General features: G+C 66.3%; 15 protein-coding genes. 4 read left to right on the plus strand and 11 right to left on the minus strand.

Annotated elements, in window-relative coordinates:
* Nucleotides 1–4 precede the first annotated feature (4 nt).
* From NCO8_RS13315 to NCO8_RS13335, 5 genes are read right to left on the minus strand one after another with little or no spacing between them, the layout of a single operon-like run.
* Nucleotides 5–1,459: a 4-hydroxyphenylacetate 3-hydroxylase family protein gene (locus NCO8_RS13315; RefSeq protein WP_067639347.1), complete on the minus strand. Its 1,455-nt coding sequence runs from the start codon at nt 1,457–1,459 to the stop codon at nt 5–7.
* A 1-nt stretch (nt 1,460) separates the two neighbouring features.
* Entirely contained in the window at nt 1,461–2,141 is a 681-nt protein-coding gene (locus tag NCO8_RS13320; RefSeq protein WP_067639349.1) for a DUF2848 family protein, read from the minus strand.
* Nucleotides 2,138–2,950, minus strand: a complete 813-nt coding sequence (locus NCO8_RS13325) for a carbon-nitrogen family hydrolase (RefSeq protein ID WP_067639351.1) — start codon at nt 2,948–2,950, stop codon at nt 2,138–2,140. The genes NCO8_RS13320 and NCO8_RS13325 overlap by 4 nt, the downstream gene beginning before the upstream one ends.
* A gap of 14 nt (nt 2,951–2,964) precedes the next feature.
* A complete protein-coding gene (locus tag NCO8_RS13330; RefSeq protein ID WP_067639353.1) occupies nt 2,965–3,609 on the minus strand; it encodes a GntR family transcriptional regulator in 645 nt (214 codons plus the stop codon).
* A 21-nt stretch (nt 3,610–3,630) separates the two neighbouring features.
* Complete coding sequence (locus NCO8_RS13335) at nt 3,631–5,016, minus strand: MFS transporter (protein ID WP_067639355.1); 1,386 nt, start codon at nt 5,014–5,016, stop codon at nt 3,631–3,633.
* 356 nt (nt 5,017–5,372) lie between these two features.
* Here NCO8_RS13335 and NCO8_RS13340 point away from each other — a divergent pair, with 356 nt between their 5' ends.
* Entirely contained in the window at nt 5,373–5,765 is a 393-nt protein-coding gene (locus NCO8_RS13340; protein WP_067639357.1) for an SRPBCC family protein, read from the plus strand.
* A 9-nt stretch (nt 5,766–5,774) separates the two neighbouring features.
* Here the strand turns inward: NCO8_RS13340 and NCO8_RS13345 are convergent, their stop codons facing one another.
* Nucleotides 5,775–6,629, minus strand: coding sequence for a PucR family transcriptional regulator (locus NCO8_RS13345; RefSeq protein WP_167353279.1), 855 nt, complete (start codon nt 6,627–6,629; stop codon nt 5,775–5,777).
* A 389-nt stretch (nt 6,630–7,018) separates the two neighbouring features.
* Between NCO8_RS13345 and NCO8_RS13350 the strand changes: the two genes are divergently transcribed.
* From NCO8_RS13350 to NCO8_RS13360, 3 genes are all read left to right on the plus strand, one after another.
* Nucleotides 7,019–8,002: a 5-oxoprolinase subunit B family protein gene (locus NCO8_RS13350; RefSeq protein WP_067639360.1), complete on the plus strand. Its 984-nt coding sequence runs from the start codon at nt 7,019–7,021 to the stop codon at nt 8,000–8,002.
* Entirely contained in the window at nt 7,999–8,991 is a 993-nt protein-coding gene (locus NCO8_RS13355) for a 5-oxoprolinase subunit C family protein (protein WP_157104902.1), read from the plus strand. Before NCO8_RS13350 ends, NCO8_RS13355 begins: the two co-directional genes overlap by 4 nt.
* Nucleotides 8,992–9,182: 191 nt before the next feature.
* Entirely contained in the window at nt 9,183–10,628 is a 1,446-nt protein-coding gene (locus NCO8_RS13360; RefSeq protein WP_067639364.1) for an NAD-dependent succinate-semialdehyde dehydrogenase, read from the plus strand.
* Nucleotides 10,629–10,701: 73 nt separating this feature from the next.
* Here the strand turns inward: NCO8_RS13360 and NCO8_RS13365 are convergent, their stop codons facing one another.
* The 5 genes from NCO8_RS13365 to NCO8_RS13385 are packed head-to-tail and all read right to left on the minus strand — an operon-like array spanning nt 10,702 to nt 14,947.
* On the minus strand, nt 10,702–11,673 hold the full coding sequence (locus tag NCO8_RS13365) for a 5-oxoprolinase subunit C family protein (protein WP_067639366.1): 972 nt from the start codon (nt 11,671–11,673) through the stop codon (nt 10,702–10,704).
* A complete protein-coding gene (locus NCO8_RS13370; RefSeq protein ID WP_067639368.1) occupies nt 11,663–12,580 on the minus strand; it encodes a 5-oxoprolinase subunit B family protein in 918 nt (305 codons plus the stop codon). The genes NCO8_RS13365 and NCO8_RS13370 overlap by 11 nt, the downstream gene beginning before the upstream one ends.
* On the minus strand, nt 12,573–13,940 hold the full coding sequence (locus tag NCO8_RS13375; protein WP_067639370.1) for an acetyl-CoA carboxylase biotin carboxylase subunit: 1,368 nt from the start codon (nt 13,938–13,940) through the stop codon (nt 12,573–12,575). The genes NCO8_RS13370 and NCO8_RS13375 overlap by 8 nt, the downstream gene beginning before the upstream one ends.
* Before the next feature lie 7 nt (nt 13,941–13,947).
* A complete protein-coding gene (locus tag NCO8_RS13380) occupies nt 13,948–14,193 on the minus strand; it encodes an acetyl-CoA carboxylase (RefSeq protein WP_067639372.1) in 246 nt (81 codons plus the stop codon).
* Between the two features lie 19 nt (nt 14,194–14,212).
* Nucleotides 14,213–14,947, minus strand: coding sequence for a 5-oxoprolinase subunit PxpA (locus NCO8_RS13385; protein ID WP_067639374.1), 735 nt, complete (start codon nt 14,945–14,947; stop codon nt 14,213–14,215).
* Nucleotide 14,948: the final 1 nt, after the last annotated feature.

Raw genomic sequence — 14,948 nt, forward strand, 5'->3', positions numbered from 1 at the left:
CCTTTCAGGCGGTTTCGGACTTGTAGGAGGCGAGGAACTGTTCGACGTCGCGCAGCGGCTCCTCGTAGCCGTAGTTGCGGTAGGTGTAGGCACCCTTGACGACGAAAGGTGCTCCCGCGTAGAACATCTCGTACTGCTGATGGCGGCCGGCGAATTCCGAGCCGATGATGTCCCAGGCCAGTTTGAACAACTTCACCCGCTCCTCGGAGGTCACGCCGGGCGACTGCACGTATCGGGTGATGTCGGGTGCGGTGACCGAGCTGGTGAGGTCTTCGACGCTCGAGGGCAGTTGCAGGACTCCGCCGCCGACGAGGTCACGCAGGATCGCCAGCACTCGCGGGTAGGTTTCGGACTGCAGTCCCATCGCGCCGTAGAGTGCGCGCTTGCCTGGGATCCACTGGCCCGCACTGTCGGGCTCGGCGGTGTATTCGGCGGCCAGAACTGCGGATTCGATCCCGGAGACGAGAGCGGCGAGTTCGCCGAGCTTCTCCTGCACGCTGGGAATCTTGTCGACACCGTTGACTTGGGTGACTCGGCGCGCCACTCCGGCGATGAACTGGAGTTTGGTCGCGAAGCGGATCTGGGCCTGCCAGTTGCCCAAGGCGTGGGCGCCGGTGTCGAAGAACTGCTTGCGTACGCCTGCGGTGTCGCGGTCGACGAAGACACGATCCCAGGGAATCAGCACGTCGTCGAACACGACCAGAGCGTCGGGCTCGTCGTAACGACTGGTCAGCGGGTAGTCGAAGCTGCTGGTCGCGGCGGGGGCGTAGGGGCGGCGGCAGTACAGCTTGAGGCCCGGCGCGTTGGCGGGGACCACGAAGGAGACGGCGAAGTCCTGGTCGTCGGGACCCAGCGGTTTGATGCACGACACCAGGATCTCGTCGGCGATCGCCGCGCCGGTGGCCAGCATCTGCGAGCCGCGCACCACCAGGCCGTCCTCGGTTTCACGCACCACACCGACCTGCAGGTATTCGCCTTCCCACCCGGAAGCGGTGGTGGCGCGCGAGACCTGGGGCGGAATGATGGCGTAGGACACGTAGAGGTTCTCGTCGAGCAGCCGGCGATGGAACGCGGTGACGTTGGCCGAGAAGTCCCGTGTGCCCTCGGTGAAAACCTCGGGGTGGGCGGCGAAGGACGCCAGGAAGGTGCCGACATGGTCTGGGCTGCGGCCGACCCAGCCGTGGGTGTGTTTGGCCCAGGTCTGGATGGCGGTACGGCGGGCACGCAGTTCGTCGGCGCTGCGCGGGATTCCGAAGACCCGGTTGGCGAGAGCCCCGGTTTCGGGCGCGATGAACTGCATGTCGTTGGCCGGGTCGGCGGCCACGTCGAACAGTTCGGCGATGGTGTGCGCGACCGGCGCGAAAGCGGGATGGGTGGTGACGTCGTCGACCTGTTTGCCGTCGACGAGGACGACGCGACCGTCGTTGAGCGAGGACAGGTAGTCGGCTCCGGTGCGCATGTCATGCTCCTTCGGTGATGGTGTAGCTGTGTGCGAGGGTGCGCCCGTCGGGGAGCACGAGTTCGAGGTCCCAGCGGGTGCCCGGCGTGAACTGCCCGTCCAGCAGCGGCAGGGTGCCGGCGAAGCAGAGCAGGTCGCGGCCGTCGTCGCCGAGTCGTTCGTCGATGACCGTCAGTAGGTCGGTTGGAGTGCGCAGCGCGGCCAGCGTGCCGTCCTGATACAGCTTTCCGTCGACGTGGCTGCGCATTCGGCAACCGTCCCAGTCGAAGCTTGCCCAATCGGCGATCTCGACGACAGTGCCGCCGACCGGTTTGGGGCAGGCGCGTTTGGAATCACCGATGTCGACGGTCTCCAATTCGCGGTCGGTGTGATCGGACCCCACGCCGAGGTAGTAGCGCCCGCTGTGACGGAGCACGACCGGCTCGACTTCGCCGGAGGTGTAGCCGCCCGCGATCGCGGTGTGGGCGCTGGTGGTGAGGGTGGCGCTGTCGATCGGGTAGAGCATCGGGACATCTGCGGGCGGAGCGACCCCGATGGCCGCGAGTTCGTCGATGTGGTGGCGCACGGCGGCTTCGTCGCGACCGGTGTAGCCGGCCACCAGTGCCCTGACCTGCTCGAAGCGAATAGTTTCCGCCGAGTCCAGGACGGTGAAGCCGAGGAGGTCGGCAACGGTCTCGGTCATGAGAGCACCTTTCGCGGGTTCAGGACGCCGTAGTCGGCGAGCCGGTCGGCGAGCACGGGGAATTCGGTTCTGGTCCGTTCGACGACGGACGGGTCGACGACGGCGTAGGTGATGCCTTCGCTGTCGTCGGCCTCGGCGAGCACCTCGCCCCAGGGGTCCACTACTCGGCTGTGGCCGGCGAGTTCGACGCCGTTGTGGGTGCCGACGGCGTTGCAGGCGATAACGATCACCTGGTTGTCCACGGCGCGGGCCGAAGTGAGCAGGCGCCAGTGCGCCAAGCGGGCTTTCGGCCAGGCGGCGGGCACGATCACGATCTCGGCGCCCGCGTCGACGAGCTCGGTCCACAGACCGGGGAAGCGCAAGTCATAGCAGGTGGTCGCGGTGGTGGGGCCGAAGCCGGAGTCGGCCACGGTGATCGACTCGCCGGGCGCGAGCAACTCCACTTCGCGCGACCGGTAACCGAAAACGTGGATCTTGCTGTAGCGGTGCAGAATTCGCCCATCCGGACCGATGGTGATCGCGGTGTTGCGCAGTTTCGCGCCGTCGGCGCGTTCGACGATGCTGCCCGCATGCACGATGCACTGCCGTTCGCGGGCGATGGCCTGAATGGTCTGTACGGTCGGTCCGTCCAGGTCTTCGGCCGCGTCGGGGTAGCCGTCGAAGTTGTTGTATCCGACGCGCCACAGTTCGGGCAGCACGATCAGGTCGGTGTCGGTGTCGACCCCGCCGAGCAGTCGGCGGACCCGCTCGAGGCGGTGCGCCGGGGTCTCGGCGTCGGGGCTGGCTACCTGTACCAGTGCGACTTTCATGATTGTCCTCGGAGTCAGAGTCTTGGTTGTTTGAGCGAGCACAGCGTGGTGTCGAGGTGCTCACGAACTGCGGTGATGGCCGCATGGGTGTCGCGGGCGGCCAGAGCGTCGACGATGGCGCTGTGCTCGATGAGCACTTGGTTCTTGCGTTGTTCGTCGTCGAGCACGATCCGAACACCCATCCGCATCTGCCGGTCGCGCAGCGATCGGTAGAAGTCGTGCATGATGCGGTTGCCCGCGGCCCGGATGACAGTGGTGTGGAATTCGAGATCGTGGGCGATGAATTCGACCGCGTCGGTGTCGGCCGCTTGGGCGGCGACCAGTTCACGGAGCCGCTCGGGGACCGCGCCGGGATTCGGAGCGACCTGGGTGATCGACCATTCCTCCACGACCCGGCGCGCTCCCATCACATCGTCGACGTCCTTGTCGGTGAGTGCGGGAATGTAGGCGCCCTTGTGCGGGACGCGGCGGATGAACCCTTCGGCTTCCAGTCGCAGCAGCGCCTCTCGCACCGGGGTTCGTGAGGTGCCCGAGGCGGCGGCGACCTGGGTTTCGGACAGGAACATCTCTTCGTCACGTGGCAGTGTGAGGATGGTGTTCTTGAGCCACTCGTAGGCCAGTTCCGGTGCGAACGCGGCGCTGGTCTTCGATGTCGTCATGAGATGCCCTTTCCTGGACGTTTACGGGGTGACAGGGACTGCGTCGGCAGCCGAACCCGGTGTGGCGACGGGCTTTTCGTGCGCCGGTTGGTGAACGTCGGACAGATCGACCGTGCGGGTCTCTTTCGCTATCACCGCGGCCACGAGCGAGATGCCGCCCATCACCGCGAGATACACGCCGATCGCCTGACCGGTGCCGAAATATTCGTAGAGGGCGATGGCGATGATCGGCGCGAGCGAGCCCGCAAGCACCGATGCCAGGTTGTAGGCCAGCGAGACACCGGAGTAACGGACTTCGGTGGGGAACATCTCGGAGAAGAAGGCCCCGATCACCGAGCTGTACGCGGCGAAGATGAGCAACCCGACTGCCACCGCGAGATAGATCGCGCCGGTGCGTTCGGTGTCGAGCAGAGCGAAGAAGGCGAAAGCCCAGACGATGGTCGCGATCGAGGCTCCGATGTAGATCGGGCGGCGCCCGATCCGGTCGGCGAGGATCGCGAACACCGGGATCGCCACCACCGCCACCGCCATGCCGACCATCACCGCGTTGAGCCCGGTGGTGCGGGGTAGATCCAGGATCTGGGTGAGGTAGGTGATTACGAACAGCGAGAAGATGTAGAAGCCGGCGTTCTCACCGAAGCGGGTGAACGCGGCCAGCAGGATCTGGCGCCAGTATCCCCGGACCGCGGCCGTCAACGGCATCCGCGCGACGCTGGGGCTCGTCGCGGCGCGCGTCTGTTCGAACAACGGTGTCTCGGCCACATAGAGCCGCAGCACAAGCCCGATCACGACGAGCAGCGCCGACAGCGCGAAGGCGATGCGCCAGCCCCACGACAGGAACGCGGCTTCCGACATCGTCGCGCCGAGCACCGAGAGCACACCGGCGGCCATCAGATTGCCCAGCGGTGGGCCGAGGTTCGGCCAGGCCGACCAGAACGCGCGCCGTTTGGCGTCGCCGTGCTCGGAGACCAGTAGCACCGCGCCACCCCATTCTCCGCCCAGTGCGAAGCCCTGGACGAGCCGCAGCAGGACAAGCATCAGCGGCGCGGCGACGCCGATGGACGCGTAGGTCGGCAGCAGGGCGATCAGGAAGGTGGAGACCCCCATGAGCAACAGGCTGGCGATCAAGGTGGCCCGGCGGCCTTTGACGTCGCCGAAGTGCCCGAGTACTGCCGCACCGACCGGGCGGGCGATGAATCCGACCGCGTAGGTGGCGAAGGCGAGCATGGTGCCGACGAGGGGGTCGTGCGAGGGGAAGAACAGCTTGTTGAACACCAGCGCGGCGGCGGTGCCGTAGAGGAAGAAGTCGTACCACTCCACGGCGGTACCCGCGAGGCTGGAGCCCGCGATCACCGGAAGGCTGGTATGTGGTCGTCGATTGCTAGATTTGGGCTTGGTAGTTGCCATGTCGGCTCCTGGTCGCGTCGTCGCTTCGAGACGATCCGCACGCTCGCGTCTACCTGCACGTAGACGCACGGAGGGCGATGCGGATGGTGCTGCCGGGCTCGGTGACTGTTGGCGCAGTCACCGAGCCGCCCGCCCCGGCTCGGCTGTGAAGCCGATCACTTCCGGGGTGTGTACTAGTTGTATACCGCTTGTCCACGGCCCGTCAACCGATTCGAAGAATCCGACGGATTCCCGAATCCGCGACGTGTCGCCGAAATGGCCCACCCTGGATCCCCCGTATGTGCTTTCCGCGCACAGACAACCCGGTCGTGACGGGAAATGCTGGGCCGACCCACCACGACCACGAGGAGAACCCCGTGACCGAGATCCGCTCACACATCGTCATCGACACCCCCGCCGACACCGTATGGAAGTTGATCGGCGATGTACCCAACATCGCACACTGGATGCCGTCGATGATCGAGTCCCGCGGCGACGCCGACCAGCGCACCGTGACGCTGGCCGACGGTGCCACCCTCATCGAGAAGATCGTCACCAACGACGCGGCACGGCGCCGCCTGCAGTACGCGGTGGTCGGCGGTGACCTCCCGGTGACCACGCACCTCGGGACCGTCGACGTCTTGCCGATCGCCGAGGACCGATCCATCGTCGTCTACAGCACCGAGCTCGAACCCGCCGACCTTGCCGACGCCTTCGATTCCGCCATCTCAGCAGGCCTGGCGCATCTGAAGTCATTGCTCGAACGCTGAGGGGCAGGGTCATTCGTGCGCGAGCCGCAGGGCCATCCACAGTTCGGCGCGGGCGGTGGGATCGTCGAGGTCCCACTCGAGCGTGTCCGCGATCCGCGACATGCGATAGCGCAGGGTGTGGCGGTGGATTCCCAATGCGGTGGCGGACGAGTCAACCTGGCCGTTGTTGCCGAGGAAGGCCCGCAAGGTTTGCAGGAAGTCGACCTTTGATCCCTCGTTGAGCGCGACGATGGGGGCGAGAACCGCGTTCGCCCAGGCGATCGCGTCGTCGCTCTGCAGGTGCCGCAGCAGTCCCGCGTCCGACAGGTCGCGCGTCTCGTAGAGGCGTCCGGTCACATCGGAGGCCGCGTCGAACACGCTGCGTACCCGACGCCACTGATCGGGCAGATCTTCGATCGGCGTCGGCTCCGACACCGCACCGCGCGCGAAGGGGACACGCCGCAGGATGGCCTCGAGGGTTCGCACGTCCCCTTCGGCCGCCGACAGCACCACACCGACGCGGCCGGGCCGGATCTCGGCGACGATGGTCTCGACCCGTTGCAGCGCAGGGTCCTGCTCGACCGCCTCGACCAGGTCGCCACGATAGTGGCGCGGCACGCCCAACAATGCGGCACGTACGGTGTCGTCGGGCGTCGGCACCCGCAGGATCTCACCCAGATTCCGGGCTACGTCGCGACGACCTTCGAGCAACACTTGGAGCAAGGCGCGGCGATGCCGCCGAGCAGGCAGGACGAGCGCGTCTTCCTTGGCCCACTCAGCGGTGAGCAGCAGGCCCGCGGTGTCGACCAGGGACCGCTCGTCCGGGTCGAGTCCGGCGCTGCGGCCGAGCGCGAGGTAGCCGCGCACCCGCCCCCTGCTCTGCACAGGGAAGATCGAAACAGCTTCTCCCGGGAGCGAAATGCCCACGGCGGCGGCGCTGGAATGCTCGGTGAACCGCGCCAGTTCCGTGCGAACACGAGGCAGGTAGGAGCGCGCGGTGGAGGGCACGGCCGCGCGCAGCGCGCCGTCGATGTCGACCAGCAGAACCCATCCACCGATGGCCTCGACGAGGCACTCGGCGATCCGGCGTGGGCCTTCGGCCGAGACGGCCGCGCGTACGAGGTCCCGATGGGCATGGGCGATCGAATCAACTGTGGTGATGATGGGATGCTCCTCTACGGTTGCTGCTACATATTGGTAACACGCATTGCCGAATCGGCAGCACGAATCAGCCGAAACCCGTCAGCGCAATGCGCGGAGGAGAAAACAACGTTATGAGTTCCGCGGTAGTACTGCGGTCGGTGGAAGCCGTGGGGCAGCGTCCGATCACTCGCATCCGGCAGGCCGGCGATCACCAATTGCTCGTCGAGTACGGTGATATGACGCTCGATCTCACTTTGAATCTGCGTGTGCATGCGCTGCGCAACGAACTGGACCAGCGACCAATAAATGGGGTCACCGAGACCGCACCCGGATTCCGTTCCCTGATGATCGGATTCGACCCCACCCGTGTCGATCGCGAGGACGTTCTCGATGAACTCGTCGAACGGCAGCGGAGTTTGCCGGAACTGTCGTCACTCGTGCTGCAGAGCAGAGTTATCGAATTGCCGATCGCTTTCGACGACGAAATGACCAGACAAGCGGTCCAGCAATACCGGATAACCACCCGGCCGGACGCACCCAATGTGGTCGACGGCGACAATGTCGACTATATCGTCCGCTACAACGGGTTCACTTCGAGGGAAGAGTTCTACACAGAATTCCTGGCGACGACCTGGTGGAATGCGTTCATCGGGTACTTTCCCGGTCTGCCGTCGCTGTTCGCCCTCGATCCACGCACCCATTTGTCGGCACCCAAATACAACCCTGCTCGCATGTGGACAGCCGAGGGCGCGGTGGGGATAGGTGGCCCCTGCGTGGTGCTGTATCCGATCGAATCACCTGGTGGATACCAACTGTTCGGTCGTACGGTGCCGATCGGAGTAGACCACCTCGGGCCGGACGACGGCCGTGATCGACTGAATCCCGCGGGCACCAACTTGTTCCATCCGGGCGACCGCGTTCGTTTCACCCGCGTCACCGAACGCGAATTGCTCGCCCTGCGACAGCAAGTTTTCGAGGGCACCTATCGCTATCGGATCGAGGAGGGTGAGTTCGTGGTCGCCGAATATCTGGCGATGGTGGAGCATTCGGCTCCGCGCAGTGCGGAGGTGGCTCGCGCACGCGCCGCCGCCGCGGCCCGAGTGGAGGTCCCGTGATCAGACGGCCGGTCTTGGAAATGATCGACCCCGGTATTCAGACCACTGTTCAGGCGTGGCCGGGTCGCACCGGAATTCTGTCCGACGGGTATTTCCCGTCAGGTCCGATGGACCACCTGAGTTTCCGCGCGGCAAACGTGCTCGTCGGCAACGATCCTGGTGTGTCCGCCTTGGAGGTGGACAAGGTCGCCGTGTCGGTGGCCTTCCTCGCCGAGACCCAGATCGCGCTCACCGGACCGGAGGGCGTCCACGCCCGCCTCAACGACGCCCCGGTTCCGCTGTGGGAGACGATCCGGGTGAGCGCGGGCGATACGTTGCGCACCGCTAATCCCGGTCGGCCGGGTTACCGGCTCTATCTGGCCGTGCGTGGTGGTTTCGACGTGCCCGAGGTGCTGGGGTCCGCTGCCACCTCGGTGATCACCGGGACCGGAGGCATCGAAGGCCGCGCCCTGTTGCGGGGAGACGTGCTCGGGGCACCACAGAAGGAGCCCGCGGTCCACCGGCGGCTTCCGGAGGATCAGCGACCACGGTTCACCGCGAACTGGGAGATCGAGATCCTGGCCGGTCCACGGGCGACCCCTGACTTCCTCACCGACGAGGACTGGCGCGATCTGCTCACCATGTCGTGGCGGGTCGACCTCAATTCCGATCGGGTGGGCACCCGGTTGCACCCGCATCGGTTCCGGTGGGCCACCGGGTATGGCACCGTGGCCGGCGGGCATCCGTCGAATGTGCTCGACGACGCCTATCCGATGGGCGGAGTGCTGGCCAACGGTGACGTTCTCACCATTTTGGGCATGGATGCCAACACCTCTGGTGGATTCGCGGTGGTCGCCACCGTTCCGCACTGCGCGCTCTGGAAGGTCGGGCAGGTGCGACCGGGCCGCGACACCATCAGGTTCCGCGAGATCGAGTATCAGGAAGCGTTGGCGCTGAACCGACAAGTCGATTTCACCGTCGACCAGAGCCGAGTCGGGGTCGTGCGATAGCTGTGGTCCGAGTCTCTGCCCGATCAGGCCAAGGCGATGCGCCGGTCCACTCCATCCGGAGCACTGCCACACGCCTCCGCGGCGAGGAAGGTGAGAGGGTCACTACCCTTGAATCCACACGGAGGCCCAGCGGTGATCGCATACCCAGCATGTTTCTCTTCGCATCCACACCTGTTCTCGGCGGTGGGCGCATGACCGCCACGGTGGCTGTGCATGGCCTGTTCCTCGGCGGCAGCGAGGTCGAAGCGGCCGATGGCCGAACGTTCCCCGTGATCGATCCGGCGACCGGTGAGCCGATCGCCGAGGTCGCCGACGCGGGGGCCGAAGATGCGCGCGCCGCATTGGCGGCCGCTCATGCCGCAGCGCCCGGCTGGGCCTCCACCCCACCCCGGGTACGCTCGCGGATCCTGCGGCGGGCTTTCGAGCTCGTGACCGAGCGTGCCGAGGAGTTCGCTGCGCTCATCACTGCGGAGATGGGCAAGACCCTGACCGACAGCCGGGGCGAAGTCGCTTACGGTGCGAGCTTTCTCGAATGGTTCGCCGAGGAGGCGGTGCGTATCGGTGGTCGCAACGCGGTCGCGCCGTCGGGCTTCGGCGCGATCAGTGTGGTCCAGGAGCCGGTAGGGCTTTGTTACGCGATCACGCCGTGGAACTTCCCACTGGCGATGATCACCAGGAAGGTCGGTCCGGCCCTGGCCGCCGGTAACACGATGATCGTAAAACCTGCGGAGGCCACTCCCCTGACAGCACTGCTGATGGCGCGCGTCCTCACCGAGGCGGGGTTGCCGCCGGGAGTGCTGTCGGTGCTGCCCTGCCAGAATCCGACCGCGGTTTCGGACACCGTCTTCGCCGATCCCTGGCTGCGCAAGCTGACGTTCACCGGGTCCACCGCGGTCGGCCGGATGTTGCTCGCCAGAGCTGCCGACGGTGTGCTGCGCACCTCGATGGAACTGGGCGGCAACGCACCGTTGCTGGTGTTCGAGGACGCCGACCTCGACGTCGCAGTCGACGGGGCGATGGCGGCCAAAATGCGTAACGGCGGCCAGGCCTGCACCGCAGCCAACCGGTTTCTTGTGCACAACAGTGTCCGTGCCGAGTTCGTGGACCGTTTGACCGCACGTATCGAGGCCTTGCGTGTCGGCGCGGGCGCAGACCCGGGCTCGGAGGTCGGCCCGATGATCACCGAACGCCAGCGCGCCGCGGTCCACACGCTCGTGTCGGCCGCGTTGGCCGACGGTGCGGTACTACGGACGGGCGGAACGCCCTTGCCGGGCAACGGCTTCTTCTACGCGCCGACAGTGCTCGACGAGGTGCCCGCCGACTCACGGATCGTCTCCGAGGAGATCTTCGGCCCGGTCGCCGCGATCCGCGGCTTCGACACCGAGGACGAGGCGCTCGCCGCCGCCAACGCCACCGACTACGGTCTCGCCGCTTACTTGTTCACCACCGATTTTGCTCGGGTGCAGCGTGTTTCGGCCGCACTGCAGGCAGGAATGGTGGGGGTCAACCGGGGTCTGATCTCGGATGCGGCTGCCCCGTTCGGTGGGATCAAAGCATCGGGTCTCGGATCGGAGGGCGGCTCCGAGGGCCTTCACGAGTACCTGAACACAAAATACGTGGCGTTGCCCAAATATTGAGACGCAAACACGTGATCAGGGCCTTGCTTCAGCGGAAGCAAGGCCCTGATCGTTGTCGGTCGATGTATCCGCCTCAGGCGGTCAGTGCCGCACGCACCTGATCGAGGCGGCGCCGACGATCCGTGCGGGCAGCGAGCGCGTCGTCGAGGTCGACCGCGACGAGCCGGGTCGATGTCCCCGGCGCGCACTGTCCGACGATATCCATGTCGGTGCTGATGACGGTCCCGACCATGGCGTAGCCACCGCCGGAGACGGCGTCGCGGTGCAGGATGATCGGCTCGGACCCGCTCGGGACCTGGATCGAACCGATCGGGTAGCCGGCGTCGACGATGTTGGACGGGTCCGACCCGGCGCCGAAGGGCTGCTCCCGGTCCCGGAACGTCAACGGTGGTCCGCTGTAACGGAATCCGGTGCGATCGGCGACCGGGGTGAGTTGCCAGTCGGACTCGAGCAGACTCGACAACCCGTCGGTGGTGAGCCGGTAGTCGTACAACCCGAGCACGATCCGCAATCGGACGTCCTTACCGAAGCGGGGCCGCAGCTGCTCGGGTACCTGACGTGGGATGAAACCGGTGCGAGCCGGCCCCACCGGCAGGATGTCACCGGCTTGCAGGGAACGACCGCTGAAGCCGCCGAGCCCACCGAGAGCATAGGTCGACCGTGAACCCAACACCTCGGGGACGTCGATCCCACCCGCGACCGCGATGTACACCCGTGCACCGGCGGTGACGAACCCGAAGGACAATTCGTCTCCGGCGGCGACCGGGACGGCCTCCCAGGCGGGCACCGGTTCTCCGTTCACCTTGACCTCGGCGGTGGCGCCGGCGACCGCCAGTGTCGTCGGCGCCGTCACGCGTAGTTTCGGCGCCAGATACGGCGCTTCCAGCAGGGCCGCGGTCTCGGGGTTGCCGACGAGCAGGTTGGCCACCCGCGCGGAGAACTGGTCGAGTGCCCCGGACGGCGGGATACCGACGTTGTAGGAGCCGGACCGGCCCAAATCCTGAACCGTGGTCGCCAGACCCGGTTCGATGATCTCAATCGCCATCGAGCACTCCTGCCAAACGGGTGGTGTAGCCGTCGGGGTCGGCGAGGAAGTCACCGAGAACGAAGTCGACCGGAACGATGCGATACACATCCTCCCCGCGGTCGACCGCAGCCTCGAGTTCACGGAATTCCGCCTCCTCGACCGGACGGAACTTGACGATGTCACCGGGCCGGAATAGCACCATCGACTCGGCGAACACACTGTGCTCCTGTGCCGGGTCGAAAATCGGCAACGGGGTCAGACCGAACATCTGGTACCCGCCGGCACCTTTCACCGAGTAGATGCACGCGAAGCAACCACCATGAGCCACGGTGAGTCTCGGCGTCTCGGTGCGCGGTCGCAGGTACTTCGGCAGCTCGATCTGCTGTGCCCGCTCGACCATCTGGAACATGAACGGCAGGCCCGCGACGAATCCGACCATCGAAACCATCCACGGTGTGCCGGAGTGCCGTTCGGCGAATGCCCGCACGGAGTCGAGGCCGAGTTCGGCCATCGCGTACTCGAGGTCGCTGCCCTCGGGACGCTGATGGCGGTCGCGGAATTTCGCGCCGACCTCGCGGGTGTACGGGTCGTCGTACCAGCACGGGATCTCGATGATGCGCGTGCTGATCGAAGGTGAGCGCTGTTGGGCGACCTCGGCTTCGATCCGGCGTACCGTCGCCTCGAGCTGCGCCGGTGCCAGCACATCCGGGTCGAAACGGATCAGCAGCGAGGCGTTGGCCGGGCAGATGTCGAGCACCCCGCCCAGCTCCTCGGCCGCCAGCCCCGAACTGATCGCCATAGCACGGAAATTCGCGGTCAGCGTCATTTCCTCGGCGATCTGGACCACGAGGTGCTCGTCGGCGCCCCAGGAGTAGCGCGCCGCACCCAGCTCGGGGGCCGCCGCGGTGGTGGTGGTCTCAGACATCGACCGACTCCCGCTCGGTACGCTCGGCCATCCACGGCTCGAGCCAGGTGGTGTGGAACTGGCCTGCCGCGAACTCCGGTGACCGCAGGACCGACTCGACGAAGTCGGCCGTAGTCGTAACCCCTTCGATGCGCAGTTCGCCGAGAGCGCGCAACAACCGAGCCAGGGCGGAGGGGCGGTCGTTGCCCCACGCGATGACCTTGGCCAGCATCGAATCGTAATAGGGCGCGACCGCCGAGCCGGCGACGAACCCGCTGTCGACCCTGACGAACGGGCCGGCAGGCAGATCGAACCGTTCGATGGTGCCCGGTGAGGGCAGGAAACCCATCGCTGCGTTCTCGGCGTTGATCCGCACCTCGATCGCGTGCCCGCGCGGGGACAGCTGGTCCTGATGCAGCGACAGCGGTTGGCCGGCAGCGACGCGCAACTGCTCACCGACCAGATCCTGGCCGTACACCATTTCGGTAACCGGATGCTCCACTTGGATGCGGGTGTTCATCTCGATGAAGTAGTACTCGCCCCGGGTCTCGTCGTAGAGGTACTCGACTGTTCCGGCGCCCTTGTAACCGACCGCGACCGCCAGGGCGACCGCCGACTCACACATGCCCAGGGCCGCGGACTCGGGCAACCGCAGATCGCCTGCCTCCTCGACGACTTTCTGCCGTCGCCGCTGCACCGAACAGTCACGCAGCCCGAGATGTACCGCGCGCTCACCGTCACCGAAGACCTGCACCTCGATGTGGCGGGCCCGGGGAACGAAACGCTCGAGGTACACCTCGGCGCTGCCGAACGCCGCACGCGCCTCGGCCTGAGCGGTGGAAATCGCGGGCGCGAGTTCCGACTCCTGCTCCACGATCCGGATTCCGCGCCCGCCGCCGCCCGCCGCGGCCTTGATGGCTACCGGGAAACCGATCTCCTCGACGACGGTGCGCACCTGGTCCGGATCACTGACAGCGCCGTCGGATCCGGGGACGGTGGGCACACCCGCGGCCTGCGCGCTCTTACGGGCGGCGACTTTGTCGCCCATTTCGCGAATCGCGCTGGGGCTGGGCCCGACCCACGTGACGCCGGCGTCGATGACGGCTTCGGCGAAGTCGGCGTTCTCGGACAGGAAGCCGTAGCCGGGATGCACCGCGTCGACTCCGTTGGCGACGATCACCGCGAGCAACTTGTCCGTATCGAGGTAGCTGGCCCCGGCGGGCGGGGGGCCGAGCAGCACCGCTTCGTCGGCGGCCTTGACGTGTTCGGCCTGTGCGTCGGCCTCGCTGTACACCGCCACCGAGGTGATGCCCTGCTCACGGGCGGCGCGCGCGATCCGCACCGCGATCTCACCGCGATTGGCGATCAGAAGTTTGCGCATCTGGCTCTCACTCCCCCTCGACGACTGCGATGACATCACCGGGGGCGACGGTGCCGTAGTCGTCGACACGGAACGACTTCAGCGTCCCCGCGGTCTCGGTCTTGATCTCGCTGAACTGCTTCATGATTTCCACGAGCCCGACCGTCTGGCCGGGACTCACCGGGCTGCCGACCTCGACGAACGGTGGCTGGCCGGGTGCTGGGGAACGGTAGAACACACCGGGCAGCGGTGATGCGATGTTGTGCTCGCTCACAGGATTGCCTTTCTCTCGATCACTTGGCGATACTCAGCTTCAATTCGTCGAGCACTGAACGCACCAAGGTCGCGATCTCGACAGCGTTCGGGGTGTCCGAATGGACACAGACAGAATCGACGCGGATGGGGAATTGCTCCCCGGTGACCGCGGTGGCGATTCCTTCGCTCAGTGCCTGATGCGCACGCTGACGCGCCTCGTCTACAGGGGTGGCGTGCGGGCGCCGAGCCACGATCAGGCCGCCCTCGGCGGTGTAGCCCAGGTCGACATAGAACTCGGCGACGAAGGGCACACCGACTTTCTCGGCCGCCTTCTCGTGCTCGGAATTCGGAATGCCGAAGATCGGCACCTCGTACTCCGCAGCGACCTCGGCGACGGCCACCGCCAGATCCGAATCGCGCGACGTCATGCCGTACAGAGAACCGTGTGTCTTGATGTGGTCGAGTTGTCCGCCCTCGGCCTTGAGGAACGCCACCAGCGCCCCGACCTGGTAGCGCACGATGTCGGCGGCCTCGTCGGGGAACAGCTTCATCTCCCGGCGGCCGAACCCGACCAGGTCGGGCAGCCCCGGGTGCGCACCCACGGTCACACCTGCCTCGAGGTTCTTACGCACCGTTTCATGGATGCCGACGGGGTCGCCCGCGTGGTATCCGCATGCGATGTTGACGGTGTCGACGAGCGACACCAGCGCATCGTCGTTTCCGAAGCTGTGGATGCCGAAGGACTCACCCATATCGGAATTCAGCGATACCATG

This window comes from Nocardia coubleae NBRC 108252 (assembly GCF_001612805.1).
Lineage (GTDB): Bacteria > Actinomycetota > Actinomycetes > Mycobacteriales > Mycobacteriaceae > Nocardia > Nocardia coubleae.

Coding starts and splice junctions, on each gene's coding strand:
- NCO8_RS13315 (WP_067639347.1), bottom strand. CDS start 1,459: ATGCGCACCGGAGCCGACTACCTGTCCTCGCTCAACGACGGTCGCGTC.
- NCO8_RS13330 (WP_067639353.1), bottom strand. CDS start 3,609: ATGACGACATCGAAGACCAGCGCCGCGTTCGCACCGGAACTGGCCTAC.
- NCO8_RS13365 (WP_067639366.1), bottom strand. CDS start 11,673: ATGGCGATTGAGATCATCGAACCGGGTCTGGCGACCACGGTTCAGGAT.
- NCO8_RS13375 (WP_067639370.1), bottom strand. CDS start 13,940: ATGCGCAAACTTCTGATCGCCAATCGCGGTGAGATCGCGGTGCGGATC.
- NCO8_RS13320 (WP_067639349.1), bottom strand. CDS start 2,141: ATGACCGAGACCGTTGCCGACCTCCTCGGCTTCACCGTCCTGGACTCG.
- NCO8_RS13360 (WP_067639364.1), top strand. CDS start 9,183: ATGACCGCCACGGTGGCTGTGCATGGCCTGTTCCTCGGCGGCAGCGAG.
- NCO8_RS13385 (WP_067639374.1), bottom strand. CDS start 14,947: ATGGTATCGCTGAATTCCGATATGGGTGAGTCCTTCGGCATCCACAGC.
- NCO8_RS13335 (WP_067639355.1), bottom strand. CDS start 5,016: ATGGCAACTACCAAGCCCAAATCTAGCAATCGACGACCACATACCAGC.
- NCO8_RS13325 (WP_067639351.1), bottom strand. CDS start 2,950: ATGAAAGTCGCACTGGTACAGGTAGCCAGCCCCGACGCCGAGACCCCG.
- NCO8_RS13370 (WP_067639368.1), bottom strand. CDS start 12,580: ATGTCTGAGACCACCACCACCGCGGCGGCCCCCGAGCTGGGTGCGGCG.
- NCO8_RS13350 (WP_067639360.1), top strand. CDS start 7,019: ATGAGTTCCGCGGTAGTACTGCGGTCGGTGGAAGCCGTGGGGCAGCGT.